This window comes from Ensifer oleiphilus (assembly GCF_013371465.1).
GTDB lineage: Bacteria > Pseudomonadota > Alphaproteobacteria > Rhizobiales > Rhizobiaceae > Ensifer > Ensifer oleiphilus.
On sequence record NZ_JABWDU010000002.1, the window covers coordinates 277,293 to 297,106 of the forward strand.

General features: G+C 61.8%; 23 protein-coding genes. 12 read left to right on the forward strand and 11 right to left on the reverse strand.

Translation table 11 applies throughout. From position 1 onward, the window contains the following. The first annotated feature begins 54 nt into the window (after nucleotides 1–54). From HT585_RS08040 to HT585_RS08065, 7 genes are all read left to right on the forward strand, one after another. Complete coding sequence (locus HT585_RS08040) at nucleotides 55–516, forward strand: GNAT family N-acetyltransferase (protein ID WP_176352425.1); 462 nt, start codon at nucleotides 55–57, stop codon at nucleotides 514–516. A 126-nt stretch (nucleotides 517–642) separates the two neighbouring features. Beyond that, nucleotides 643–765 (forward strand): hypothetical protein, encoded by a 123-nt coding sequence (locus tag HT585_RS32060; protein ID WP_281410669.1) that lies wholly within the window; start codon nucleotides 643–645, stop codon nucleotides 763–765. Nucleotides 766–1,019: 254 nt separating this feature from the next. Next, the gene (locus tag HT585_RS08045; protein ID WP_176352426.1) at nucleotides 1,020–1,259 is read left to right on the forward strand and encodes a hypothetical protein; all 240 of its coding nucleotides are present in this window, start codon (nucleotides 1,020–1,022) and stop codon (nucleotides 1,257–1,259) included. A gap of 156 nt (nucleotides 1,260–1,415) precedes the next feature. Then, nucleotides 1,416–1,655 (forward strand): DUF982 domain-containing protein, encoded by a 240-nt coding sequence (locus HT585_RS08050; RefSeq protein WP_173420219.1) that lies wholly within the window; start codon nucleotides 1,416–1,418, stop codon nucleotides 1,653–1,655. A 370-nt stretch (nucleotides 1,656–2,025) separates the two neighbouring features. Beyond that, nucleotides 2,026–2,229: a hypothetical protein gene (locus tag HT585_RS08055; RefSeq protein ID WP_210270354.1), complete on the forward strand. Its 204-nt coding sequence runs from the start codon at nucleotides 2,026–2,028 to the stop codon at nucleotides 2,227–2,229. 67 nt (nucleotides 2,230–2,296) lie between these two features. Continuing rightward, nucleotides 2,297–2,983 carry a fumarylacetoacetate hydrolase family protein gene (locus HT585_RS08060; protein ID WP_176352427.1) on the forward strand — a complete coding sequence of 229 codons (687 nt, stop codon included), beginning with the start codon at nucleotides 2,297–2,299 and terminating at the stop codon, nucleotides 2,981–2,983. A gap of 190 nt (nucleotides 2,984–3,173) precedes the next feature. Continuing rightward, nucleotides 3,174–3,704 carry a gamma carbonic anhydrase family protein gene (locus HT585_RS08065; protein ID WP_176352428.1) on the forward strand — a complete coding sequence of 177 codons (531 nt, stop codon included), beginning with the start codon at nucleotides 3,174–3,176 and terminating at the stop codon, nucleotides 3,702–3,704. 16 nt (nucleotides 3,705–3,720) lie between these two features. On the opposite strand, the gene HT585_RS08070 is transcribed toward HT585_RS08065, so the two are convergent. From HT585_RS08070 to HT585_RS08080, 3 genes are read right to left on the reverse strand one after another with little or no spacing between them, the layout of a single operon-like run. After that, complete coding sequence (locus HT585_RS08070) at nucleotides 3,721–4,116, reverse strand: Fur family transcriptional regulator (protein WP_176352429.1); 396 nt, start codon at nucleotides 4,114–4,116, stop codon at nucleotides 3,721–3,723. After that, nucleotides 4,116–4,946: a zinc ABC transporter permease subunit ZnuB gene (gene znuB, locus HT585_RS08075; RefSeq protein ID WP_176352430.1), complete on the reverse strand. Its 831-nt coding sequence runs from the start codon at nucleotides 4,944–4,946 to the stop codon at nucleotides 4,116–4,118. The genes HT585_RS08070 and znuB overlap by 1 nt, the downstream gene beginning before the upstream one ends. Continuing rightward, nucleotides 4,939–5,844, reverse strand: coding sequence for an ATP-binding cassette domain-containing protein (locus tag HT585_RS08080; RefSeq protein ID WP_176352431.1), 906 nt, complete (start codon nucleotides 5,842–5,844; stop codon nucleotides 4,939–4,941). The genes znuB and HT585_RS08080 overlap by 8 nt, the downstream gene beginning before the upstream one ends. A 202-nt stretch (nucleotides 5,845–6,046) precedes the next feature. Between HT585_RS08080 and znuA the strand changes: the two genes are divergently transcribed. From znuA to HT585_RS08095, 3 genes are all read left to right on the forward strand, one after another. After that, nucleotides 6,047–7,090: a zinc ABC transporter substrate-binding protein ZnuA gene (znuA, locus tag HT585_RS08085; protein WP_176352432.1), complete on the forward strand. Its 1,044-nt coding sequence runs from the start codon at nucleotides 6,047–6,049 to the stop codon at nucleotides 7,088–7,090. 113 nt (nucleotides 7,091–7,203) lie between these two features. After that, the gene (gene zigA / locus HT585_RS08090; protein ID WP_176352433.1) at nucleotides 7,204–8,406 is read left to right on the forward strand and encodes a zinc metallochaperone GTPase ZigA; all 1,203 of its coding nucleotides are present in this window, start codon (nucleotides 7,204–7,206) and stop codon (nucleotides 8,404–8,406) included. Beyond that, entirely contained in the window at nucleotides 8,406–8,624 is a 219-nt protein-coding gene (locus HT585_RS08095) for a hypothetical protein (RefSeq protein WP_176352434.1), read from the forward strand. The genes zigA and HT585_RS08095 overlap by 1 nt, the downstream gene beginning before the upstream one ends. Before the next feature lie 46 nt (nucleotides 8,625–8,670). Here HT585_RS08095 and HT585_RS08100 read toward each other — a convergent pair whose 3' ends face one another. Both HT585_RS08100 and HT585_RS08105 read right to left on the reverse strand, forming a co-directional pair. After that, the gene (locus HT585_RS08100) at nucleotides 8,671–9,063 is read right to left on the reverse strand and encodes an RcnB family protein (RefSeq protein ID WP_176352435.1); all 393 of its coding nucleotides are present in this window, start codon (nucleotides 9,061–9,063) and stop codon (nucleotides 8,671–8,673) included. Nucleotides 9,064–9,175: 112 nt separating this feature from the next. After that, nucleotides 9,176–10,807: a glycoside hydrolase family 43 protein gene (locus HT585_RS08105; protein WP_484840037.1), complete on the reverse strand. Its 1,632-nt coding sequence runs from the start codon at nucleotides 10,805–10,807 to the stop codon at nucleotides 9,176–9,178. A gap of 354 nt (nucleotides 10,808–11,161) precedes the next feature. Here HT585_RS08105 and HT585_RS08110 point away from each other — a divergent pair, with 354 nt between their 5' ends. Next, nucleotides 11,162–11,737 carry a TRAP transporter small permease subunit gene (locus tag HT585_RS08110; protein ID WP_176352437.1) on the forward strand — a complete coding sequence of 192 codons (576 nt, stop codon included), beginning with the start codon at nucleotides 11,162–11,164 and terminating at the stop codon, nucleotides 11,735–11,737. Beyond that, on the forward strand, nucleotides 11,734–13,581 hold the full coding sequence (locus HT585_RS08115) for a TRAP transporter large permease (RefSeq protein WP_176352438.1): 1,848 nt from the start codon (nucleotides 11,734–11,736) through the stop codon (nucleotides 13,579–13,581). The genes HT585_RS08110 and HT585_RS08115 overlap by 4 nt, the downstream gene beginning before the upstream one ends. A 326-nt stretch (nucleotides 13,582–13,907) precedes the next feature. Here the strand turns inward: HT585_RS08115 and HT585_RS08120 are convergent, their stop codons facing one another. From HT585_RS08120 to HT585_RS08145, 6 genes are all read right to left on the reverse strand, one after another. Next, nucleotides 13,908–14,321 (reverse strand): cupin domain-containing protein, encoded by a 414-nt coding sequence (locus HT585_RS08120; protein WP_176352439.1) that lies wholly within the window; start codon nucleotides 14,319–14,321, stop codon nucleotides 13,908–13,910. A 136-nt stretch (nucleotides 14,322–14,457) separates the two neighbouring features. Continuing rightward, nucleotides 14,458–15,564: a TRAP transporter substrate-binding protein gene (locus HT585_RS08125; RefSeq protein ID WP_176352440.1), complete on the reverse strand. Its 1,107-nt coding sequence runs from the start codon at nucleotides 15,562–15,564 to the stop codon at nucleotides 14,458–14,460. A gap of 377 nt (nucleotides 15,565–15,941) precedes the next feature. Continuing rightward, complete coding sequence (gene mgrA / locus HT585_RS08130; protein WP_176352441.1) at nucleotides 15,942–16,970, reverse strand: L-glyceraldehyde 3-phosphate reductase; 1,029 nt, start codon at nucleotides 16,968–16,970, stop codon at nucleotides 15,942–15,944. A gap of 114 nt (nucleotides 16,971–17,084) precedes the next feature. Continuing rightward, on the reverse strand, nucleotides 17,085–18,263 hold the full coding sequence (locus HT585_RS08135; RefSeq protein ID WP_176352442.1) for a Gfo/Idh/MocA family protein: 1,179 nt from the start codon (nucleotides 18,261–18,263) through the stop codon (nucleotides 17,085–17,087). A gap of 16 nt (nucleotides 18,264–18,279) precedes the next feature. Beyond that, nucleotides 18,280–19,041: a sugar phosphate isomerase/epimerase family protein gene (locus HT585_RS08140; RefSeq protein ID WP_176352443.1), complete on the reverse strand. Its 762-nt coding sequence runs from the start codon at nucleotides 19,039–19,041 to the stop codon at nucleotides 18,280–18,282. A gap of 75 nt (nucleotides 19,042–19,116) precedes the next feature. Beyond that, the gene (locus HT585_RS08145) at nucleotides 19,117–19,812 is read right to left on the reverse strand and encodes a D-lyxose/D-mannose family sugar isomerase (protein ID WP_176352444.1); all 696 of its coding nucleotides are present in this window, start codon (nucleotides 19,810–19,812) and stop codon (nucleotides 19,117–19,119) included. Nucleotides 19,813–19,814 lie beyond the last annotated feature (2 nt).

Sequence of the window (19,814 nt, forward strand, 5' to 3'; positions counted from 1 at the left end):
CGGCGACAGCGTCGTTGGCCCAAACAGTCCGACAGCAATTGCCGGAGACCAGCCTTGCCGAAGCATGAAACCCGCCCTGCCCGACCGGATGAGCGTCTGGCGCTGATCGAACTTCAGCGGCGTGCTTCGCTCACGCACGAGGCCTATCGTGCGCTTCTTCTTCACAATCCCGATGCCATCGATCTTCCGATCGAACACATCGCCCAGGGCGGAACGCTGGTCGCGACCATCGATGCGGTTCCTGCCGGCTTTGCAGTCGTCATCACCCACGCGGATGGCACCGTCGAACTCGATGGCCTGTTCGTCGAACCCCGATGGGCACGGATGGGGATAGGCCGGCGCCTCGTCCGCGAAGCCTGCTGCAAGGCACGCCAATGGGGTGCCGCAACGCTGATCGTCGTTGCCTCGCCCGAAACCCAAGGCTTTTATGCGGGCTGCGGCTTTGTCGTCATCGGGAAGGCGAAGACACGCTTCGGCAAGGCCGTGACCATGCATCGGCACATCGCCGACGGATAGTGGCGTCCGGCGCAGGCGCGATCATCTGCCGGACAGGCCGTTGCTGCCATAATCGACTTCCTAACAATTTGTTAAGCAGAATCGCCGATCGTCCCAAAATGGCATGATTGTCATCGGAGCGAAAACATGAGCTACGATTGGAGCGGTGCAAGACGGCGCCGAACATTAGCGGTCACGGTGAGTGCCGCTCTTATGCTGGCCGCACTGGCGGCAACCATCGCTGTATCTGTTGCCGGCACGATCTTCTAGCCGCGCGGCGCAACCCTGACGGCCAGGCAGTGGCCTTTTGGGGCAATCGTTGATCGGCAGGTGACCTGCGTGGCCGATGCACCGATCGACGCGCGCATACGGACCTCTTATTCCTCGGCGGTCTCCCGGCACGGGGCGAGCGGCAAATTCCCGCATATCCACCTCGCGAACCCCTTATTCCCGAGGGGTTCAATTATCAGGGGTTGTGGCATAGTTCGCCGGGCACTGCGGCTTGGGTGCCGGGGGAGAATGACGTGAACCCTTTGCGCTCGACACAATGTATCGCGCTGTCGCAGCCTGATATCGACACGCTGCAGCGGGTCTTCGATGACATCTGCGCCGAGCACCGCTGGCCGCGCGACAGCGCGCGCGCGCGCCGGCATGCCCGCATGCTAATCGACGAATATCTGGCGGGCACGACAAACGAGCAATTGCTGCTCGTCGTCGGCCGCTGGTTCGCCTCCCGGCTGGCAGAGACATCGACCTCGGCCTAGAGGTTGCACGGCCGCGAAACGCACCCGGAAAAGCTGCTTACAAAAGCGTTATCCTGCGCTACATTAGAGCAATTGACTGTTTGCCGCGTGGGAGGAGCCCTGCCGTAAGCTGTCCCGATGCCGACATTCATTGAGATGATCTCGAGGAGGAGACGCATGTATCAAATCATTTGGAACCAGCCGATCGAACTCGACCTCGTGACGGGCGATGTCCGTACCGTAAAGGGTCCTTCAGACGCGCTTGCCTGCCTTGCCGACCATTGGCCGCGCCGTGGACCGAGCTATGTCGCCGCCCGCAGCGCCTGCCGCGCCGCCATCGACGGTCGTCGGACTGTCGAAGAGGCGCGATCGCTGTTTATCTCGGCTGCGCGCGAAGCTGAATTGAAAGCCCATTGAGAGGCATTTTTCGGCTGCCTTGAGTGCCCCGCACTCACCCCTTTGCCGTTGGCATGCGAAGAGCATGCGGGATGGCGATTTGATTGGCGCCTGACTCCGTTTCAGAGAAATGACACGTGGCGGCGCGACCGCGCCCGGAACCAAGCCTGCGCATGGGATGAGGTGATTGCGGTTGCGTGCCGATTTGGCGCACCATCTTCAAAACGCACACAAATATCCCGGAAATGGCCCGATTTCTGTCGTGAAGCGTTCATTTCTCTCCGGTATATCATGAGGTGCCTCACAAAAACCAATTTCGAAGCGCCTCAGTCCCATTCAAGGGAAAAGCATAATGTCCCGGCAAAGGGACAACGAAAACGGGAGAGATATCATGAGTGAACAGAATCTCTATCGCATCGTTGAAGTCACGGTGACCCGCGGCGGTGACCGTCGCGATGTCGGCATCATGACCGTGCGCCAGGCCCTGGAACTTCAAGTCCCGAGCTTGGAATACAGCCATCCGGAGCTGAACTCTCGCTCCGACGGCCGGTTTCTCACGCGCGACCAGTTGCAAGCCTACGCGGTCTGCGCCTGAGATAAACCCTTGCAGCACCCGGGAAGGGTGCTAACGTCCGGCTGGGATTCTAAACAGCCGGACAATCATGCAAACAGTCATTCCACTTTCGCCACCCGTCCTGCTGCCGATCACAGGCAGCCTCGTCGGTTTTCCTGTGCGCCGGGTCTATTGCGTCGGTCGCAACTATGCGGCCCACGCCATAGAGATGGGGCACGACCCGGATCGCGAGCCGCCGTTCTTCTTCCAGAAGAACCCGGACAATCTGCTGGTGGCGGACAAAACCTTCCCCTATCCCCCGCGAACAAGCGATGTGCATCATGAGGTGGAGCTGGTTGTCGCCTTGAGGAGCGGTGGTGCCGACATCCCGGTCGAACAGGCGCTCGACTGCGTCTACGGCTACGGCGTCGGCATCGACTTTACCCGCCGCGACCTGCAGGCGGAAGCCAAAAAGGCCGGCAAGCCCTGGGCTGCGGCGAAGGCATTCGAGCATTCTGCGCCCGTTTCCGAAATCGTTCCGGTCGAGGCAATCGGCCACCCCGCCAACGGCAATATCTGGCTGAAGGTCAACGGCGAGCTTCGCCAGCAGGGCGATCTCGACCAGATGATCTGGAAGATCCCCGAGGTCATCTCGGAGCTTTCGCGGCTGTTCACGCTGGCGCCAGGAGACATCATCATGACTGGGACACCTTCGGGCGTCGGTCCTGTGGTGCCCGGCGACACGGTAACCTGTGGCGTCGATGGCGTGGCCGCCCTCGCCGTCACCGTTCGCTAGGATCAGAGCGCTTCCGCAACCGTCGTGTTCGGTGCCGTGGAAGCGCTCGATCGTTTTATCCTGACGCATATCCTGACGGAAAACCGCTACATAATTTCCTGGATATGCCGTCATCACTTTTGAACCATTTCCTTACGGAAAACCGCTACGCGCTTTTCCTGGAAATGCTCCTGACCGCAAGGATCACACGATGCCGCTCTATGCCCTTGGACCGTTGCGCCCGCAAACGCCTGCCCAGGGCAGCTACTGGGTGGCGCCGGACGCCAACATCATCGGCCAGGTGGAAATCGGCGAGGATGTCGGCATCTGGTTCGGCGCGACGTTGCGCGGCGATAACGAGCCGATCCGGCTCGGCGCCGGCACCAATATCCAGGAAAACACCGTCATCCATGTCGACCCAGGTTTTCCCGTGACCATTGGCGAAGGCTGCACCATCGGCCACGGCGCGATCATCCACGGCTGCACCATCGGCGACAACTCGCTGATCGGCATGGGTGCAACGGTGCTGAATGGCGCGAAGATCGGCCGCAATTGCCTGGTCGGCGCCAATGCACTGGTGACCGAAGGCAAGGAATTCCCTGACAATTCGCTGATCGTCGGCGCGCCGGCCAAGGCTATCCGCGTGCTGGACGATGCCGCCGTCGAAGGGCTGAAGCGCTCGGCGAGCCACTACGTCAAGAACTGGCAACGCTACGCGATGCAGCTGACCAAGCTCGACTGAACCGACGACCGCGCCGTCAGACGCAGCTCTGGCAGTGGCCGCGGATCTCGATGGTGGTCTTTTCCGTCTTGAAGCTCTGGGCCCGTGTCAGCGCCGACAACCGCTGCTCGATGGCGATGTCGTGGAACTCGGTTACCTGCCCGCACCCTTCGCAGATCGTGAACGCCGTGACCCCATGGTCATGCTCATGCTCGTGCGGGCATGTGCAGGCAACGAAAGCATTGAGGCTTTCAAGCCGATGCACGAGGCCATATTCGAGCAGCTTGTCGAGCGCGCGATAGACCTGAAGCGGCGCGCGAAAACCCTGATCGCGCAGCTTGTCGAGAATGGTGTAGGCGCTCAAGGGGCCTTCGGAATGGCTGAGCGCATCCATCACCATCGTCTGGTTCTTGGTCAGTTGCGGGGTCGCCATCAATGATGCCCTCCAGGCGTGGAATGAGACGCTGTCTCCAACCGGCGCCGCCCGATCGGCAGCAGACTCAGTACGAAAAGCGCAAGTGCTGCAACGACGATAGACGGTCCCGAAGGCGTATCCCAGTGCAGTGAGCCGAAAAGTCCGCCGGTCACGGCAAGCGCGCCGATCACCGAGGCGAGAACCGCCATGATCTCAGGCGACGTCGAAAAACGCCGCGCAGTTGCCGCCGGGATGATCAAGAGCGACGTGATCAGGAGGATGCCGACGATCTTCATGGCAATGGCGATGACCAGCGCCATCAGCAGCATGAAGAACAGTCTTGCCCGCTCCGGCTTCATGCCTTCGGCTTCCGCAAGCTCCGGATTGACCGTCGACGCCAGCAGCGGCCGCCAGAGATAGACGATGGCGAAGATCACCAGGATGCCGCCGCCCCAGATGATGTCGATGTCGGATTCCGATACCGCCAGGATGTCGCCGAAGAGAAAGCCGACGAGATCGATGCGCACCCAAGTCATGAAGGCGACGATGACGAGGCCGATCGACAGCGCCGAATGCGAGAGGATGCCAAGCAGCGCGTCGGTCGACAGTGCCCCGCGCCGCTGCAGAAACAACAGCAGCAGCGATACCGCCGCCGCAACGATGAACACCGCCACCATCAGGTTGAGATCGAGAAGCAGCGACAGCGCCACGCCGAGCAGCGCCGAATGCGCCATCGTGTCGCCGAAATAGGCCATGCGTCGCCAGATGACGAAGCAGCCGAGCGGTCCGGCCATGACGGCAATGCCTATGCCGGCGATCAGCGCCCGGACGAAGAAATCGTCAAGCATCGCGCTTCTCCTTCAATTCGAAGCCATGCAGACGGCTATGGTGGCCGCAGCCGCAATCATCGCCATGGTCATGCACGTTGTCGTCCTCGTCGTGATGGTGACCGTCGCCGGGGTAACAGTGCTCGGTGATCGAGCCGTCCGCATGCAGCACGCGCCCGTCGGGCAGATGGGTGTGGTCGTGATTGTGGCTGTAGACCGCAAGCGTGCTGGCCGCGCGCCGACCGAACAGCTTCTGGTATTCCGGGCTCTGGCTGACGGCCTGCGGCGTGCCGGTGCAGCAGACATGGCCATTGAGGCAAACCACCGTATCAGTCTCGGCCATGACGATGTGCAGGTCGTGGGAGATCAGCAGGATGCCGCAGCCGGTGCGGTTGCGGATCTGCTTGATCAGTTCATAAAGCGCGATCTCGCCGCTGAAGTCGACCCCCTGCACCGGCTCGTCGAGCACCAGCAGGTCCGGCTTGCGGGCAATCGCCCGTGCCAGCAATGCCCGCTGGAATTCGCCGCCCGACAGATGCTGCACCTCGGCTTTGGCCAGATGCAGCACGCCGGTCGACGACAGTGCCTCCTCGATCTCGCGACCCTTCAAGGGTCCGGTCAAGGTCATCAGGCGTTCGACCGTCAGGGGCAGCGTCCAGTCGACGGCAAGCTTCTGCGGGACATAGCCGACCTTCAGGCCAGACTTGCGCTCGACATAGCCCTCGTCGGCCTTCAGCACACCGATCGCGGTCTTTGCCGTGGTCGACTTGCCGGAGCCGTTGGGACCGATCAGGGTGACGATCTCGCCCGGGCTGATCGAAAACTCGACGCCACGCACCAGCCAGCGTCCGTTGCGGCGCACACCGGCATTGTTCAACCGGACCAGCGGGGTCGTTTCTGGGGATCGGAAATTCAGCATCAAAAAATTCCGGGTTGGCAGTTGCCACTGGCTATCGCACACGTTATAGCATAACGCAATTGATGTAATAACATTACATTGAAACATCGACACGTTCAACCGGACGTGCGCCTGCTGTTTCAAGTGTCCGAACTGCGCCTGTGCCTGACCGAAAAGATAAGCGGTTCAGGACCTTGCGTGACATTCAAGCCCGGAGAAACCGATGAAGTCGTCTTCCGCCCTGCTCTTTGCCTCCACAATCCTGCTGTCGTCTCCCGTTGCGGCGGCCGGGCCTAATGTGGTGGCTTCGATCAAGCCTGTCCACTCGCTCGTCGCTTCGATCATGCAGGGCGTCGGCGAGCCCGCGCTGATCGTCGAAGGCGCCGCCTCGCCCCATACCTACAACATGAAGCCGTCGAACGCCGCAGCACTGCAGGCAGCCAAGGTGGTCTTCTGGGTCGGCCCGGGGCTCGAAGCCTTCCTCGACAAGCCGCTCGATGCGTTGAGCGGCGGCGCCAAGGTGGTGGAACTCAGCGAAGCCCCGGGGCTTGAGAAACTGAAATTCCGCGAAGGCGGCGCCTTCGAGGCACATGATCACGACCACGAAGGTCATGAAGGCGAAGCGGGCCACGGCGAAGAAGGCCACAAGCACGCCGAGGGCGAGGCTGAACACGATCACGCGGCAGCACCCGAGACGGCTGCCGCCCATGACCACGATCACGCACATGAGGGGCATGATCACGACGGCTTCGATATGCACCTGTGGCTCGACCCGCAGAATGCCAAGGCGATGGCGACAGAGATCGAAAAGACGTTGGCCGAAGCCGATCCGGACAATGCGGCCGCCTACAAGGCCAACCTAGAAAAGCTCAACCTTCGCCTCGACGCGCTCGACAAGTCCCTGGTTGAAACCGTCGCACCGGTGAAAGACAAGCCCTTCATCGTCTTCCACGATGCCTACCAGTATTTCGAGCATCGTTACCAGGTCCGGGTGGCCGGCTCGATTACGGTCAGCCCGGAGGTCCTGCCCGGCGCCGAGCGCCTGTCGCAGATCCATGCCAAGATCAAGGAACTGGGCGCGACCTGCGTCTTTGCCGAGCCGCAGTTCGAGCCGAAACTGATCAATGTGGTGATCGAAGGCACGCCGGCCAAATCCGGCACGCTGGACCCGGAAGCAGCGACGCTGGATGCCGGTCCCGATCTCTATTTCCAGCTGATGGAAGGCATCGGCACGTCGCTCAAGACCTGCCTCACATCGGCAAACTGATCCGTCCTCCCAAGGCGGCAACCGTCCGTCCTTCCAAGGCGGCTAGGGTGGGCGCACGCGCCCGCCCTTTTCTTTCCCCTACGTACGTAACGGTATAACATATAGGGATAAATATGGAAAAACTTCCTGTAACCGTACTGTCCGGCTTTCTCGGCGCCGGCAAGACGACGCTGCTCAACCATGTGCTGACCAACCGCGACGGCTTGCGTGTTGCCGTGATCGTCAACGACATGAGCGAAATCAACATCGACGCCGCACTGATCCGCGACGGCGGCGCCAACCTGTCGCGCACCGAAGAACAACTGGTCGAAATGACCAATGGCTGCATCTGTTGCACGCTGCGCGACGATCTCTTGCGTGAGGTGCGCCAGCTCGCCGAACAGAACCGGTTCGACTACCTGTTGATCGAATCGAGCGGCATCTCCGAGCCCCTGCCCGTCGCCACTACCTTCGACTTTCGTGACGAGGACGGCGAGAGCCTTGCCGATGTCGCCCGTCTCGACACGATGGTGACGGTGGTCGATGCCGCCAATCTGCTTGCGGACTATGCCTCGCTCGATTTCCTCGCCGATCGCGGCGAGACAGCGGGCGAAGGCGATACCCGCACCCTAGTCGACCTGCTGGTCGAGCAGATCGAGTTTGCCGACGTCGTCGTGCTCAACAAGATCGGCACGGCAACGTCAGAGCAACGGGACGCCGCACGCAAGATCATCGTCGGGTTGAACCCGGATGCGCGACTGGTGGAAGTGGATTTCGGTCAGGTCGAGTTGCGCGACGTGCTCGGCACCGGCCGCTTTGACCTTGCCAAGGCCGAGCAGCACCCGCTCTGGTACAAGGAACTGCACGGCTTCAAGGATCATATCCCCGAAACCGAGGAATACGGCATCCGCTCCTTCGTCTACAAGGCACGCCGCCCGTTCGATCCCACGCGCTTTCAGGCGTTTATCAACCGCTCCTGGCCGGGCGTGGTGCGTGCAAAGGGCTTCTTCTGGCTGGCAACGCGGCCGTATCATGTCGGCGAACTGAGCCAGGCCGGCGCGCTGGTCAGGACCTCGAAGATGGGCCTGTGGTGGGCGGCAGTTCCCAAGGAACAATGGCCGCGCGAGCCCGGCTTCCTGAAGGCCGTCGGTCCCTATATCGACCCTGTTTGGGGTGATCGCCGCCAGGAGATCGTCTTCATCGGCGCTGACCCGATGGACCAGGCCACGCTGACCGCCGTACTCGACGCCTGCCTGGTCAACGACACCAGCTTTCAGCCGGACCGATGGCGGGATCTGCCGGATCCCTTCGCAAGCTGGTCGCTACGGGCAGCCTGATGCAGCCGGCGGGACGACAGCAGCGGCGGCCGCGCTTCACCTGCATGGGTCTCAATGCGGCCGGAAGGCCGGTGCCGATGTTCGATCCGTTCTTCGACGGACTGGATGACGCGGGAGAAGGTCTCATGCCTGCCGGCCCGGTGGAACTTCTGCTGTTCGGTGGGCGGGATAGGATCGCCGCCGCAGACCTCCCCGCGAAGTATCGGACGACGGCGTAGATTGGATCGAGGGGGCAGCCCTGAAAAGCTGCCCCGATCGCTTGGTTTAACGGGCCGTTGCCAGGCCAACGATGACGCCGGTCGCAAGGCTGATCAGCAGGAAATCGTTGTCGACGCGCACCCACTGCTGACCGCGCGGCGGCTGGCGCAGCTTGTAGCGGCGATAGTCGCGTACCTGCGCCATATGGCGGCGTTCGGCCGGGCTCAGGCGATGGCCGCGGGACCAGCGCTGCCTCTTTTCGATGGTGACCCGCTTTTCGATGGTCACGTGCCTGTCACCACGGCGCTCCACGTTGCGGTCCATATGGCGATCAACCTGATGGCGCTGGTAGCGGTCATGGTTCTGCGCGACTTCGAAGGAACCTGCCGGCTGCGCAAAGGCGGCGACCGGCGTGATCAGGAAGGAGCTGGCGACCAGGGCGGTCAGGAGACGTTTCATCGGGGTATTCCTTTCGTTATTTACGCCCCGAAAATAGGCCCGACTTCCTGAACCGAATATGAAACACTACATTACAAATGCGTAATGATATTCCATGCTTATGAGGGTTTCCTTACAAACGGACGCCTCCTTCAGACAGGCTGACGTAACGGAACCGATCGAAATCCGCCGCCAATCCCGCGCCAGACGTGTCAAAGGCGAACATGCCGGCAAAGGCACCGGTGAAGGATCCGTGTTCGCCGCGGCCGCCCTCGTCCGACACCACGCCGGCATCGAGAACCGGACCGATCGCCTGCCAATCCATCCCAACCTTGGTGCGCCAGAAAAACTGCAGGTCATTGTCGTGGATCTCCATGGCAAGCCCGATCGGTCCCGCCGGAACAGCGATGCCGCTTCCGACGGGAAACTGCAGCCGTGCATGCGGGAAGTCGCCCGGACAGGACAGGATTGTCAGCGCCCGCCCGAGTGTTTCATGCCAGGTCAGGCCAAGCGCATGAAACTTGTGGCGGTTGTAGTAGTGCGTGAGCCCCGCCACCTGCTGGTAGGTCCCGGGTGCGAATTCGACGGAGGTTTCAGCGCGGAAGGAATGATGCTCCTGCCGACGGGCGACGAGGGCCTGCTCGAACCAGCTGCCTATGCTCTCGCGGCCAAAGAGCCTCAGGTGCCCTGCCCGCCTTTCAAGTGAAAAGATCCGCTCCGGCAGCGGTGTTCGCAGCCATTGGAATTCGGACGGCAACGCCGTCTCGTCGAAATCGGTCTCGACCACACGCGGCGCCGACTGGGCCCGAGCGCCCTCCGGGGCTTGGACCGTGATCTCGGGAACCAGGCCCCCGTTTTCAAGATAGAGCCAGCCATCGTCGCGCCAGACGCATTTCTGCAGCGCCGTCTCGCGGCCAAGCGTGCAGCGGCGCGAGGGCGGCAGCGGCCGGCCGCAGAGATGCGTGTGATAGGCCTGCCCATCCGGCGTCTCGACATACTGGCCGTGCCCTGCACGCTGCAGCGCCGCGTCGGGGTGGTCCTTCGAGGTGATCAGGTAGGTGTCCGGATGCATCTCGTAGGGACCCTCGATCGTGCGCGACCGCGCCATGGTCACGGCATGATCGTATCCGGTTCCGCCCTCCGCCGTCGTCAGATAGTACCAGCCATCGCGCTTGAAGAGATGCGGTCCCTCGACCAGACCGAGCGGCGACCCGGCAAAGATGTTCTTCACCGGCCCGGTAAGCCTGCGCTTCCGCTCGTCCCATTGCTGCAGCAGAATGCCGTCGAAGGCCGGATGCTTCGGCGAGCCGCCAAAGCTCTCGCTGCGGTGGTTCCACTGCATGTTGAGAAACCACTTGCGGCCATCGTCGTCATGAAACAGCGACGGGTCGAAGCCGGATGAATTCACGTAGACCGGATCGGACCAGACCGCTTCGATCGCCTCCGCCGTGACGATGTAGTTGTGCGCGTCCTTGAAGTTGCCGTCGAAGCGCTTGACGTCGGTATAGACGAGAAAGAACAGCCCATCGTCATAGGAGAGGCACGGCGCCCAGACGCCGCAGCTGTCAGGGTTGCCGCGCAGATCGAGCTGGCTTGCCCGCTCCAGTGGCCGGCGCACCAGCCGCCAGTTTACCAGATCGCGCGAATGATGGATCTGGACACCCGGATACCACTCGAACGTCGACGTGGCGATGTAGTAGTCCTCGCCAACGCGGCAGATCGACGGGTCCGGGTTGAAGCCGGGCAGGATGGGGTTGCGAATCAGGGCAGTCATTCCGGGCACTTCCTCCGTTTATCGGCCGCATCCAGCCCCAAACCATCGCTATTTTCAAGACTGCAACGTTACAGTTGGCCGATCGACATATACCGCCCCCTAGGGGATTCCCGCAGTATCGTCCTTCCCGGCCTTCACATCTGCAAGTGAAACCCACTGGCGATACTGGGTAGTGCCTGCCATGCCCAATGATTGGGCAATCGCCTCAAAGCTCTATTCGACTTTAGTCTGGGGTGGCGGAACTAACAGGGAAAATCGAGCCTCGGACTTGAACGCGGGCTTGAAATCGGCACTCTGCCTGTGCTTGGCACAAAAACCAAAACAGCCACTGCGGGGAGGAAATCGATGAAAGCGTTACTCGGCTTCAGCCGACTCATAGACACGATTACCGAGTTCATCGGCAAATCGGTCTCCTGGCTCATTCTGGTTGCTGTGCTTGTCAGCGCCGGCAATGCTGTCATCCGGAAAATCTTCAACATGTCTTCGAACGCCTGGCTCGAGGCGCAGTGGTACCTCTTCGGTGCCGCCTTCATGTTTGCCGCCGCCTACACGCTGAGCCAGAACGAGCACATCCGCATCGACGTCGTCTACGGCCAGTTCTCGCGCCGCGTACAACACTGGATCGACCTGTTCGGCCACGTCTTCTTCCTGATGCCGTTCGTGCTGCTGATGCTCTACTACTTCGTGCCCTACGTGAAGATGTCCTACATCTCGGGCGAAGTCTCCTCCAGTGCGGGCGGCCTGATCATCTGGCCAGCCAAGGCCATCCTGCTCTTCGGCTTCCTGCTGCTCGCCTTCCAGGGCGTGTCGGAAATCATCAAGAAGGTCGCGATCATGACCGGCAACATGGACGACCCGACACCCTACGTGCCGACCCATGCGCCGCTTGACGACGTCGTCGCCCCGGAGGCCCGTCCATGATCGAATTCATTGCTGAAAACCTGGCACCGATCATGTTCGTTTCGCTGATCGTGTTCCTGCTCTTGGGCTACCCTGTCGCCTTCTCGCTCGCCGCCAACGGCCTGTTGTTCTTCATCATCGGCGTGGAGCTCGCTCCCATGTCGGACTCCATCAACCTGTCCTGGCCATTGCTCAACGCTTTGCCGGACCGGTTTTGGGGGGTGATGTCGAACGACACATTGCTCGCCATCCCCTTCTTTACCTTCATGGGGATCGTGCTCGAGAAATCGGGCATGGCGGAAGACCTGCTCGATACCATCGGCCAGCTCTTCGGGCCGATCCGCGGCGGGCTGGCCTATGCCGTCATCTTCGTCGGCGCGCTGCTGGCAGCCACCACCGGCGTGGTTGCCGCCTCCGTCATCGCCATGGGCCTGATCTCGCTGCCGATCATGCTGCGCTACGGCTATGACCGGAAGGTTGCCTCGGGCGTCATTGCCGCTTCCGGTACGCTCGCGCAGATCATACCGCCGTCGCTCGTCCTGATCGTTCTTGCCGACCAGCTCGGCCGCTCGGTCGGCGACATGTATGCCGGCGCCCTCATCCCGGGCCTGGTTCTGACCGGCCTCTACATGCTCTACATCCTGATCATGACCTTCGTCCGGCGCGACTCGATGCCGGCGCTGCCGCTGGCAGCCCGCACGCTCGGCTCCGGCGTCACGTCGCTGATCATTGCCCTCATCGTTGCCGGCGCCTTTGCCTATGCGGCGCATATCTATCTCTACCCGACCCACGGCGAAAACGCCGACATCCTCGGCGCGACCGTTGGCGTCGGCTTCATCTATGTCGTCGCGCTGCTCGATCGCGGTTTCAAGATCAACGCGATGTCACGGCTTGCCCAGCAGGTCATCATCGTGCTGATCCCGCCGCTGGCGCTGATCTTCCTCGTGCTCGGCACCATCTTCCTCGGCATCGCCACGCCGACCGAAGGCGGCGCCATGGGGGCCGTCGGCGCCCTGATCATGGCAGCGGCCAAGGGGCGCCTCACAATGGAAGTCGTGCGTTCGGCACTCGCGGCGACCACCCGGCTTTCGGCCTTCGTGCTGTTCATCCTGATCGGTGCCCGCGTGTTCTCGCTGACCTTCTACGGTGTCAACGGGCACATCTGGGTCGAACATCTGCTGACGGCGATGCCGGGCGGCGAAACGGGCTTCCTGATCGCGGTCAACCTGCTCGTCTTCTTCCTGGCGTTCTTCCTCGACTTCTTCGAGCTTGCCTTCATCATCGTGCCGCTCTTGGCCCCGGCTGCCGACAAGCTCGGCATCGACCTGATCTGGTTCGGCGTTCTGCTCGGCATCAACATGCAGACCAGCTTCATGCATCCGCCCTTCGGCTTCGCGCTTTTCTATCTGCGCTCGGTCGCGGCAAAGGTGCCTTATCTCGACAAGGTCACCGGCAAGATGACGCAGCCGGTCACCACCGGGCAGATCTATTGGGGCGCAGTTCCGTTCGTCGGCATCCAGATCATCATGGTCGCGCTAACGATCATGTTCCCGCAGATGGTCATGCACTACAAGGGAAGCGGTGAAGTCATCGATCCGAACACGATCAAGATCGAGGTGCCCGGTTTCGGCGCTGGCGGCGGCGGGCTGACGCTGCCCGACAACGGCGGCGGCCTCGGCCTTCCCGGCGGCCTGCAGCTTCCAGGCGGCAGCCCGCTCGACCAGAAGCCGGCCGACCAGGGTGGCGCCCAGCCGCAGGCAGCACCATCGAACGACCTCAGCCAGCCGCCTTCGTTTGGCAGCCCAGGTGCTCAGCCGCAGACGGCACCGTCAAACGACCTCAGCCAGCCGCCGTCGTTCAAGTAGAGCGGACCGGCAGATGGAAATACGAAGGGCGGCCCATCGGCCGCCCTTTTCATTTCGGCAAGGATGTATCCAGTCACTGGAAGCTTGCAGCAAGGCGTCTGCGCCGACCACCCCACCCTCATTCCTGTGCTCGTCACAGGAATCCAGGCAACCCAAGTTATTGGGCTAAAACAGTCTTTTGACTCCGCGGACGTGGGGTCGCTGGATCTCCGCCACATGGGCGAAGATGAGGGGAAGAAGCATACGCCTCTCGCCAGGAGACCATCTTCCGGCCTTGACCTCAGCCAATGGGCAGGACGATTGCGGCATGCGGCGGGCGACCCCGCTCACTCCAGCCGTTTTGCCGGGTTGTCGCGGTACCAGTCGACGATCATGGGCATCATCGACTCGAACGGCCCGCCGACATAAACATTGAGCAGGCCCATGCGCGACGTGCTCTCGTTGCGAAAATCGTGCAGGGTTCCGCGCGGAATGACGCAGATCGATCCCTTCTCCATCCGGTGCCAGGTGTCGCCGACGAGAATGCTGGCGGTTCCCTCGATCACGTAGAAGATTTCATCATTGTCGTCATGGCTGTGCGCGCCCGGGCCTTCGTGCCGCGCCTCCACCCACCATTCCGAAATAGAGAACCGGCCTTGCGTTTCCGGGCCGTCCGCTTTGAACACCGCCTGTATCGCACCCATGTCGTAGCGCCGGCCGCCATCCGGACCGTGCACGATCGATTGGTTTTCGCTCGGCATGACATCCTCCTCCTCAGGCGTTGATGCCGCAACCTTACCACGAAATCCGGGGGAGATGCTGGTCGGGAGGTGGAACAAAAAAGCCACCCGCAACCGAAGTTGCGGGTGGCTCTGGCAATCGAGTGCAGCCGAAAGCTTAGAGCTTGCCGCCGCGCTGCTGGATCATCATGAAGGTATCGTAGTTGTATTCGGCGATCTGAGCGTTGAGGTAATACTCGCCGCGGAATGCCTTGATCGAATCCCAGATCTTCTTGAAGGTCGGGTTCGTCGCTTCCATTTCGGCGTAGACTTCGTTCGCCTTGTCGAAGCAGGCCGACAGGATTTCCGCGCTGAACGGGCTAAGCTTGGCGCCCGAAGCCACCAGGCGCTTGATCGCCGAGGGGTTCAGGTAGTCGTACTTCTGCAGCATGTTCGCGTCGGTTGCCTGGCAGGCGGTGCGCAACAGCGACTGGTAGTTCTTCGGCAGACCGTCGAAGGCCGCCTTGTTGAACATTGCGTGGACCGTCGGGCCACCTTCCCACCAGCCGGGATAGTAGTAGTACGGCGCGACCTTGTAGAAGCCGAGCTTCTCGTCGTCATAGGGGCCGACCCATTCGGCAGCGTCGATGGTGCCCTTTTCGAGCGCCGGGTAGATATCGCCGCCGGCGATCTGCTGCGGCACGACGCCGAGCTTTTCAACCACCTTGCCGGCGAAGCCGCCGATGCGCATCTTCAGGCCCTGCATGTCGGCAACGGTCTTGATTTCCTTGCGGAACCAGCCGCCCATCTGCACGCCGGTGTTGCCGCCGGGGTAGCCGACGAGACCCTGGGTCGCCAGGAACTCGTTGAAGAGGTCGATGCCGCCGCCATGGTAGTGCCAGGCGTTCATGCCGCGCGCATTGAGCGCGAAGGGAACGGCTGCACCGAGCGCCCAGGTGGGATCCTTGCCCCAATAATAATATGCGACCGTATGGCAGGCTTCGACCGTACCGGCAGCAGCCGCGTCAGCTGCCTGCAGGCCGGGCACGATTTCACCCGCTGCAAACACCTGGATCTGGAAAGCGCCGTCGGTCGCTTCTGAAACGTATTTCGACAGGACTTCGCCGCCGCCATAGATCGTGTCCAGCGACTTGGGGAACGACGATGCAAGGCGCCAGTTGATCTTGGGATTTGCCTGCGCAAGCGCCGGCGATGCAAGCGCGGACGCGCCGGCTGCAGCCAAGCCACCGAGGCTTGCGTTTTTAATGAATGAACGGCGATCCATGGTTCCTCCCGATTTCCGCCAAGGCAGATTCCGGCGCAGCCGCAGCTGTGCCTCCGCCCAAATGGAACCTCACCGCCTTTGTGATGCGTGCGAGGCCCCGCTCCTCCTCCACAAGCGCATCGCGATCTCTGGGGATCGCTCCCTGCGCTTTCCATTTTTTTCTGCGCATGCCGTCATCACAAAACCGCTTCGCACTTTTGTGCGACATGCCTCAGAGCCATCCGTGTCGCAACGCGAACCGGCGGCATCGACGCACCTTACACGCTCACTTATGCATGTCCAGCGGGCGCTTTCCGGCGCATGTTCGACTTTTGTCTAATGCGCCGGAAGGCGATGTTCATTGCCCAAAATCGAGGCAAATCAATATTTTCGGCTGACTATAGCTCGGCCGAAGTCGCCCAGAGATTGACGTCCGCCTCGCGGGCGTAAAGATCGATCTCGGCCAGTTCTTCCGCCGTGAACGTGTCGTTTTCGAGCGCCTTGACGCAATCGACGATCTGCTCGGAACGGCTCGCGCCGATCAGCGCCGAAGTGATGCGGCCACCGCGCAGCACCCAGGCAAGCGCCATCTGCGCCAGCGTCTGGCCGCGCTTTTCGGCAATGGCGTTGAGCTTGCGGATATTGTCGATGATCTCGGGCCGGATGAAGTCCTTCTTGAGGAAGTGGTTCTGTGCGGCACGGCTGTCCTGCGGAATGCCGCCGAGATACTTCGTCGTCAGCATGCCCTGGGCGAGCGGCGAGAAGACGATCGAGCCGATGCCGAGATCTTCCAGCGTGTGCACGAGACCGTCGTCCTCGATCCAGCGGTTGAGCATGGAATAGCTCGGCTGGTGGATCAGGCACGGCGTGCCCAGCTCCTTCAGGATCGCGGCCGCTTCGCGGGTACGCTGCGAATTATAGGAGGAGATGCCGACATACAGCGCCCGGCCCGAACGCACGATATGGTCGAGCGCGCCGCAGGTCTCTTCGAGTGGCGTGTCCGGATCGAAGCGGTGCGAATAGAAGATGTCGACATAGTCGAGGCCCATGCGCTTCAGGCTTTGGTCGCAGGACGCGATCAGATACTTGCGGCTGCCCCACTCGCCATAAGGACCCGCCCACATGTCGTAGCCGGCCTTGGACGAGATGATCAGTTCATCGCGTAACTGCGCGAAGTCCGTGCGCATGATTTCGCCAAAGGCGGTCTCGGCCGAGCCCGGAGGCGGGCCGTAATTGTTCGCGAGATCGAAATGGGTGATGCCGAGGTCGAATGCGGTCCGGCACATGTCGACCTTGCGGTCGTGCGGGGTGTCGCCGCCGAAATTGTGCCAGAGCCCCAGCGAGATCGCCGGCAGCTTCAGGCCGGAGCGCCCGACCCGGTTGTACTTCATGGTGTCGTAGCGGTTTTCCGCCGGTAGCCAGGTCATCGCAATTCCTCCGCGATTTCGATGGCGGCAAACACCCGCCATCCTGCAAAATGAGAAAGGTTTCCGCGGCTGCGGAAACCTCTGTTCAGAAACGTCTAAACTGGTCCGGTGCGGCTATGAAGCGGCAGCGGTACGATTTCCCGATATTTCTTCTTCCGGCTCGATCAGCAGCGCCCTCGCCTCCTCGATCCCAAGTGCGGCCGGCTGGGTGCAGGTGGTCGAAAGCTCGATGAACCGCCCTTCCTCGCCGGATTTCAGGATCGACACCATCACGTCGACGCCGTGCAGCGCGCGGTCGAGCGAGCAGCGAGCATCACGCCCTTCGAGAATGGCGATCGCCATGTCGGCGAGACCGGCCGTGCGGTAGTTTGCCATCGGCCCCTGTGGGTGTTCCTGGTTTTCGACCGCGAAGGGATGATCCCACATTTCGAGCGGCTGGATGTTCTTGTCGCGGCCGCTTGCTTCCACCGTCCCGCCGAAGAAATTGGGATCGGGCACGAAGATCGAACCTTCAGTGCCGTAGAGTTCCATATTGGCATGGCGGTGAGACCAGACATCCCAGCTTGCCGACAGCGTGATCGTCGCGCCGTTTGCGAATTCCAGCAGTGCGTGGATGTTGGTCGGCGTCTTCACCGGGATCTCTTCGCCGTTGCGCGGCTCGCTGGTGATCGTGCGCGTCGGATTGGCCATCGACGACAGTGCCGCCACGCGCTTCACCGGACCGATGAGATTGATCAGGTTGGCGATGTAGTAAGGCCCGAGATCGAGGATCGGCCCGCCTCCCGGCAGGAAGAAGAAGTCCGGGTTCGGATGCCACATCTCCATGCCGGGGCTCATCACGTGGCAGGTACCCGACGTCACGCGACCGATCTTGCCGGCGTCGATAAAGCTGCGGGCAAGCTGATGCGCGCCGCCGAGGAAGGTGTCGGGCGCGCAGCCGACCGTCAGGCCCTTCGCCCTGGCAAGTGCGCGGAGTTCCTCACCCTGCTCCAGCGACAGCACCAGCGGCTTTTCCGAGTAGACGTGCTTGCCGGCTTCCAGAATGCTCTTCGACACCGGGAAGTGGGCATCCGGGATCGTCAGGTTGACGACGATGTCGACATCCGGGTTGGCGAGCAGCGCCTCGATGCTCTCGGCCTTGACGCCATACTCGGCGGCGCGTGCTTGCGCCGCCGCCGGATTGATGTCCGCGCAGGCAACGACCTTGATGCCCCTGAAGAGCGGCGCAAGCTTGAAATAGGTGGTGGAGATGTTGCCGCATCCGATGATGCCGACGCCAAGTTCCTTGGTCATGGACTAAACCTGTTTCTCAATAGGATTGGATGGAGGCGAGAGAGCGCTTGGCAAAACGCTGGAAGTCGCTCGGATTGTCGTGCTCGGCGATGAAATAGCGCGCCTTGGTGGCCGAGAGCGCCTGGAACAGCCCCTTCCAGTCGACCGTACCTTCGCCAACATCGGCCCAGCCGTCCTCGTCCTTCTTCTCGCCTGATGGCGCGATGTCCTTCACATGCACGGCGGTGATCCGGTCGGCATATTTCTTGATCCAGGCGATCGGATCGGCGCCGCCGCGGATGATCCAGGCGATGTCGGCTTCCCAGGACAGATCCGGCCCGCCGGCAAAGATCAGGTCCTGCGGAATGCTGCCATCCGGCAGGGCTGCGAATTCGAAGTCATGGTTGTGCCATCCGAAGATCAGGCCAGCCTCGCGATAGGGCTTGCCGGCTTTCTGCAGGCGCTCGCCGAAGGCGCGCCATCCGGCAGCATCCGTCGGGCGGTGTTCCGGCAGCAAGTAAGGGCAATAGATCGCCTGGATGCCAAGCGCCTTGGCGATTTCGAGCACCCGCGCCGGATCGCTCTCGAGCATATCGAGGCCGAAATGGGCCGTCGGCATGGCCAGGCCATTGTCGTCGAGACCGCTCTTGAAACTTGCGATTTCGGCATCGCTGAGCGCCGCATAGAGCGCACCATAGCCTTCGACCTGGCTGTAGCCAGCCTCGCCAAGCGCCTTCAAAACGTCGGCAAAGGGCGGAAAATTGCGGGCACTATAGAGCTGGAAACTGACGTCTTTCATCAAAGATCCTCCTCGGGAAATCATCGTGATCGGTCTGATCGGTGGGAACGGGACAGGGACCTCCCGCCCGTGTTGTCATCCCGCCCTGAGCCAGGTGTCGTAGTCCGACACCAGCAAGTGGACGGGGGATGTGTCTTCCTCGATCGCCGAGAAGCGACCGACGGGTTCGCGGAAGTAATTGTCCGTGAGGTCGTCGTTGACGGTCGAAACCTCGCCCATCAACACGTCTCCATCCTCCGCCCAGAAGGCGTGCCAGTTGCCGGGCAGAAGCGTCACGCTCTCGCCGGGAAGGAGCTTCAGCAGATCGCCGGCCTTCAGCCTTCTCAGCCGCGCATCGGTCGCAACCTCGACATCGCTGTCCTCATCGACGCTGCCGTCGGGGCGCGAATTGTACATCTGCAGCACCAGCGTGCCGCCGCCGCGGTTGATGATGTCCTCGGTCTTGATGGCGTGGCGATGCAGCGGATTGACCTGTCCGTTCAGGGTGATCATCAGCTTTTCGGCATAGACCATGCCCTGCCCCGCCCTGAGGTTCGAGGCATCGCCGTTGCGAAGCGTAAAGAGCACCAGGCCGAATTCGTCGAAACGGCCCTTGCCGTAATCGGTAATGTCCCAGCCGAGGCGGGCATCGAAGATGGCAGGGCAATCGGAGGCGACACGCGCCTTCAGCTCCTCCGGCTTCCAGTAGGCAAAGGGTGGAAGCGTGAAGCCGAAGCTGCGCATGAAGGCATCGCTACGGGCGATGATGTCGTTGACGTGGCTACGTTTCATGA

Bases quoted from the DNA above. Each gene is read 5' to 3' on its own strand.
- HT585_RS32060 (WP_281410669.1), top strand. From the start codon at position 643: ATGAGCTACGATTGGAGCGGTGCAAGACGGCGCCGAACATTAGCGGTC.
- HT585_RS08050 (WP_173420219.1), top strand. From the start codon at position 1,416: ATGTATCAAATCATTTGGAACCAGCCGATCGAACTCGACCTCGTGACG.
- HT585_RS08055 (WP_210270354.1), top strand. From the start codon at position 2,026: ATGAGTGAACAGAATCTCTATCGCATCGTTGAAGTCACGGTGACCCGC.
- HT585_RS08060 (WP_176352427.1), top strand. From the start codon at position 2,297: ATGCAAACAGTCATTCCACTTTCGCCACCCGTCCTGCTGCCGATCACA.
- HT585_RS08065 (WP_176352428.1), top strand. From the start codon at position 3,174: ATGCCGCTCTATGCCCTTGGACCGTTGCGCCCGCAAACGCCTGCCCAG.
- HT585_RS08070 (WP_176352429.1), bottom strand. From the start codon at position 4,116: ATGGCGACCCCGCAACTGACCAAGAACCAGACGATGGTGATGGATGCG.
- znuB (WP_176352430.1), bottom strand. From the start codon at position 4,946: ATGCTTGACGATTTCTTCGTCCGGGCGCTGATCGCCGGCATAGGCATT.
- HT585_RS08080 (WP_176352431.1), bottom strand. From the start codon at position 5,844: ATGCTGAATTTCCGATCCCCAGAAACGACCCCGCTGGTCCGGTTGAAC.
- znuA (WP_176352432.1), top strand. From the start codon at position 6,047: ATGAAGTCGTCTTCCGCCCTGCTCTTTGCCTCCACAATCCTGCTGTCG.
- zigA (WP_176352433.1), top strand. From the start codon at position 7,204: ATGGAAAAACTTCCTGTAACCGTACTGTCCGGCTTTCTCGGCGCCGGC.
- HT585_RS08095 (WP_176352434.1), top strand. From the start codon at position 8,406: ATGCAGCCGGCGGGACGACAGCAGCGGCGGCCGCGCTTCACCTGCATG.
- HT585_RS08100 (WP_176352435.1), bottom strand. From the start codon at position 9,063: ATGAAACGTCTCCTGACCGCCCTGGTCGCCAGCTCCTTCCTGATCACG.
- HT585_RS08110 (WP_176352437.1), top strand. From the start codon at position 11,162: ATGAAAGCGTTACTCGGCTTCAGCCGACTCATAGACACGATTACCGAG.
- HT585_RS08115 (WP_176352438.1), top strand. From the start codon at position 11,734: ATGATCGAATTCATTGCTGAAAACCTGGCACCGATCATGTTCGTTTCG.
- HT585_RS08120 (WP_176352439.1), bottom strand. From the start codon at position 14,321: ATGCCGAGCGAAAACCAATCGATCGTGCACGGTCCGGATGGCGGCCGG.
- HT585_RS08125 (WP_176352440.1), bottom strand. From the start codon at position 15,564: ATGGATCGCCGTTCATTCATTAAAAACGCAAGCCTCGGTGGCTTGGCT.
- mgrA (WP_176352441.1), bottom strand. From the start codon at position 16,970: ATGACCTGGCTACCGGCGGAAAACCGCTACGACACCATGAAGTACAAC.
- HT585_RS08135 (WP_176352442.1), bottom strand. From the start codon at position 18,263: ATGACCAAGGAACTTGGCGTCGGCATCATCGGATGCGGCAACATCTCC.
- HT585_RS08140 (WP_176352443.1), bottom strand. From the start codon at position 19,041: ATGAAAGACGTCAGTTTCCAGCTCTATAGTGCCCGCAATTTTCCGCCC.
- HT585_RS08145 (WP_176352444.1), bottom strand. From the start codon at position 19,812: ATGAAACGTAGCCACGTCAACGACATCATCGCCCGTAGCGATGCCTTC.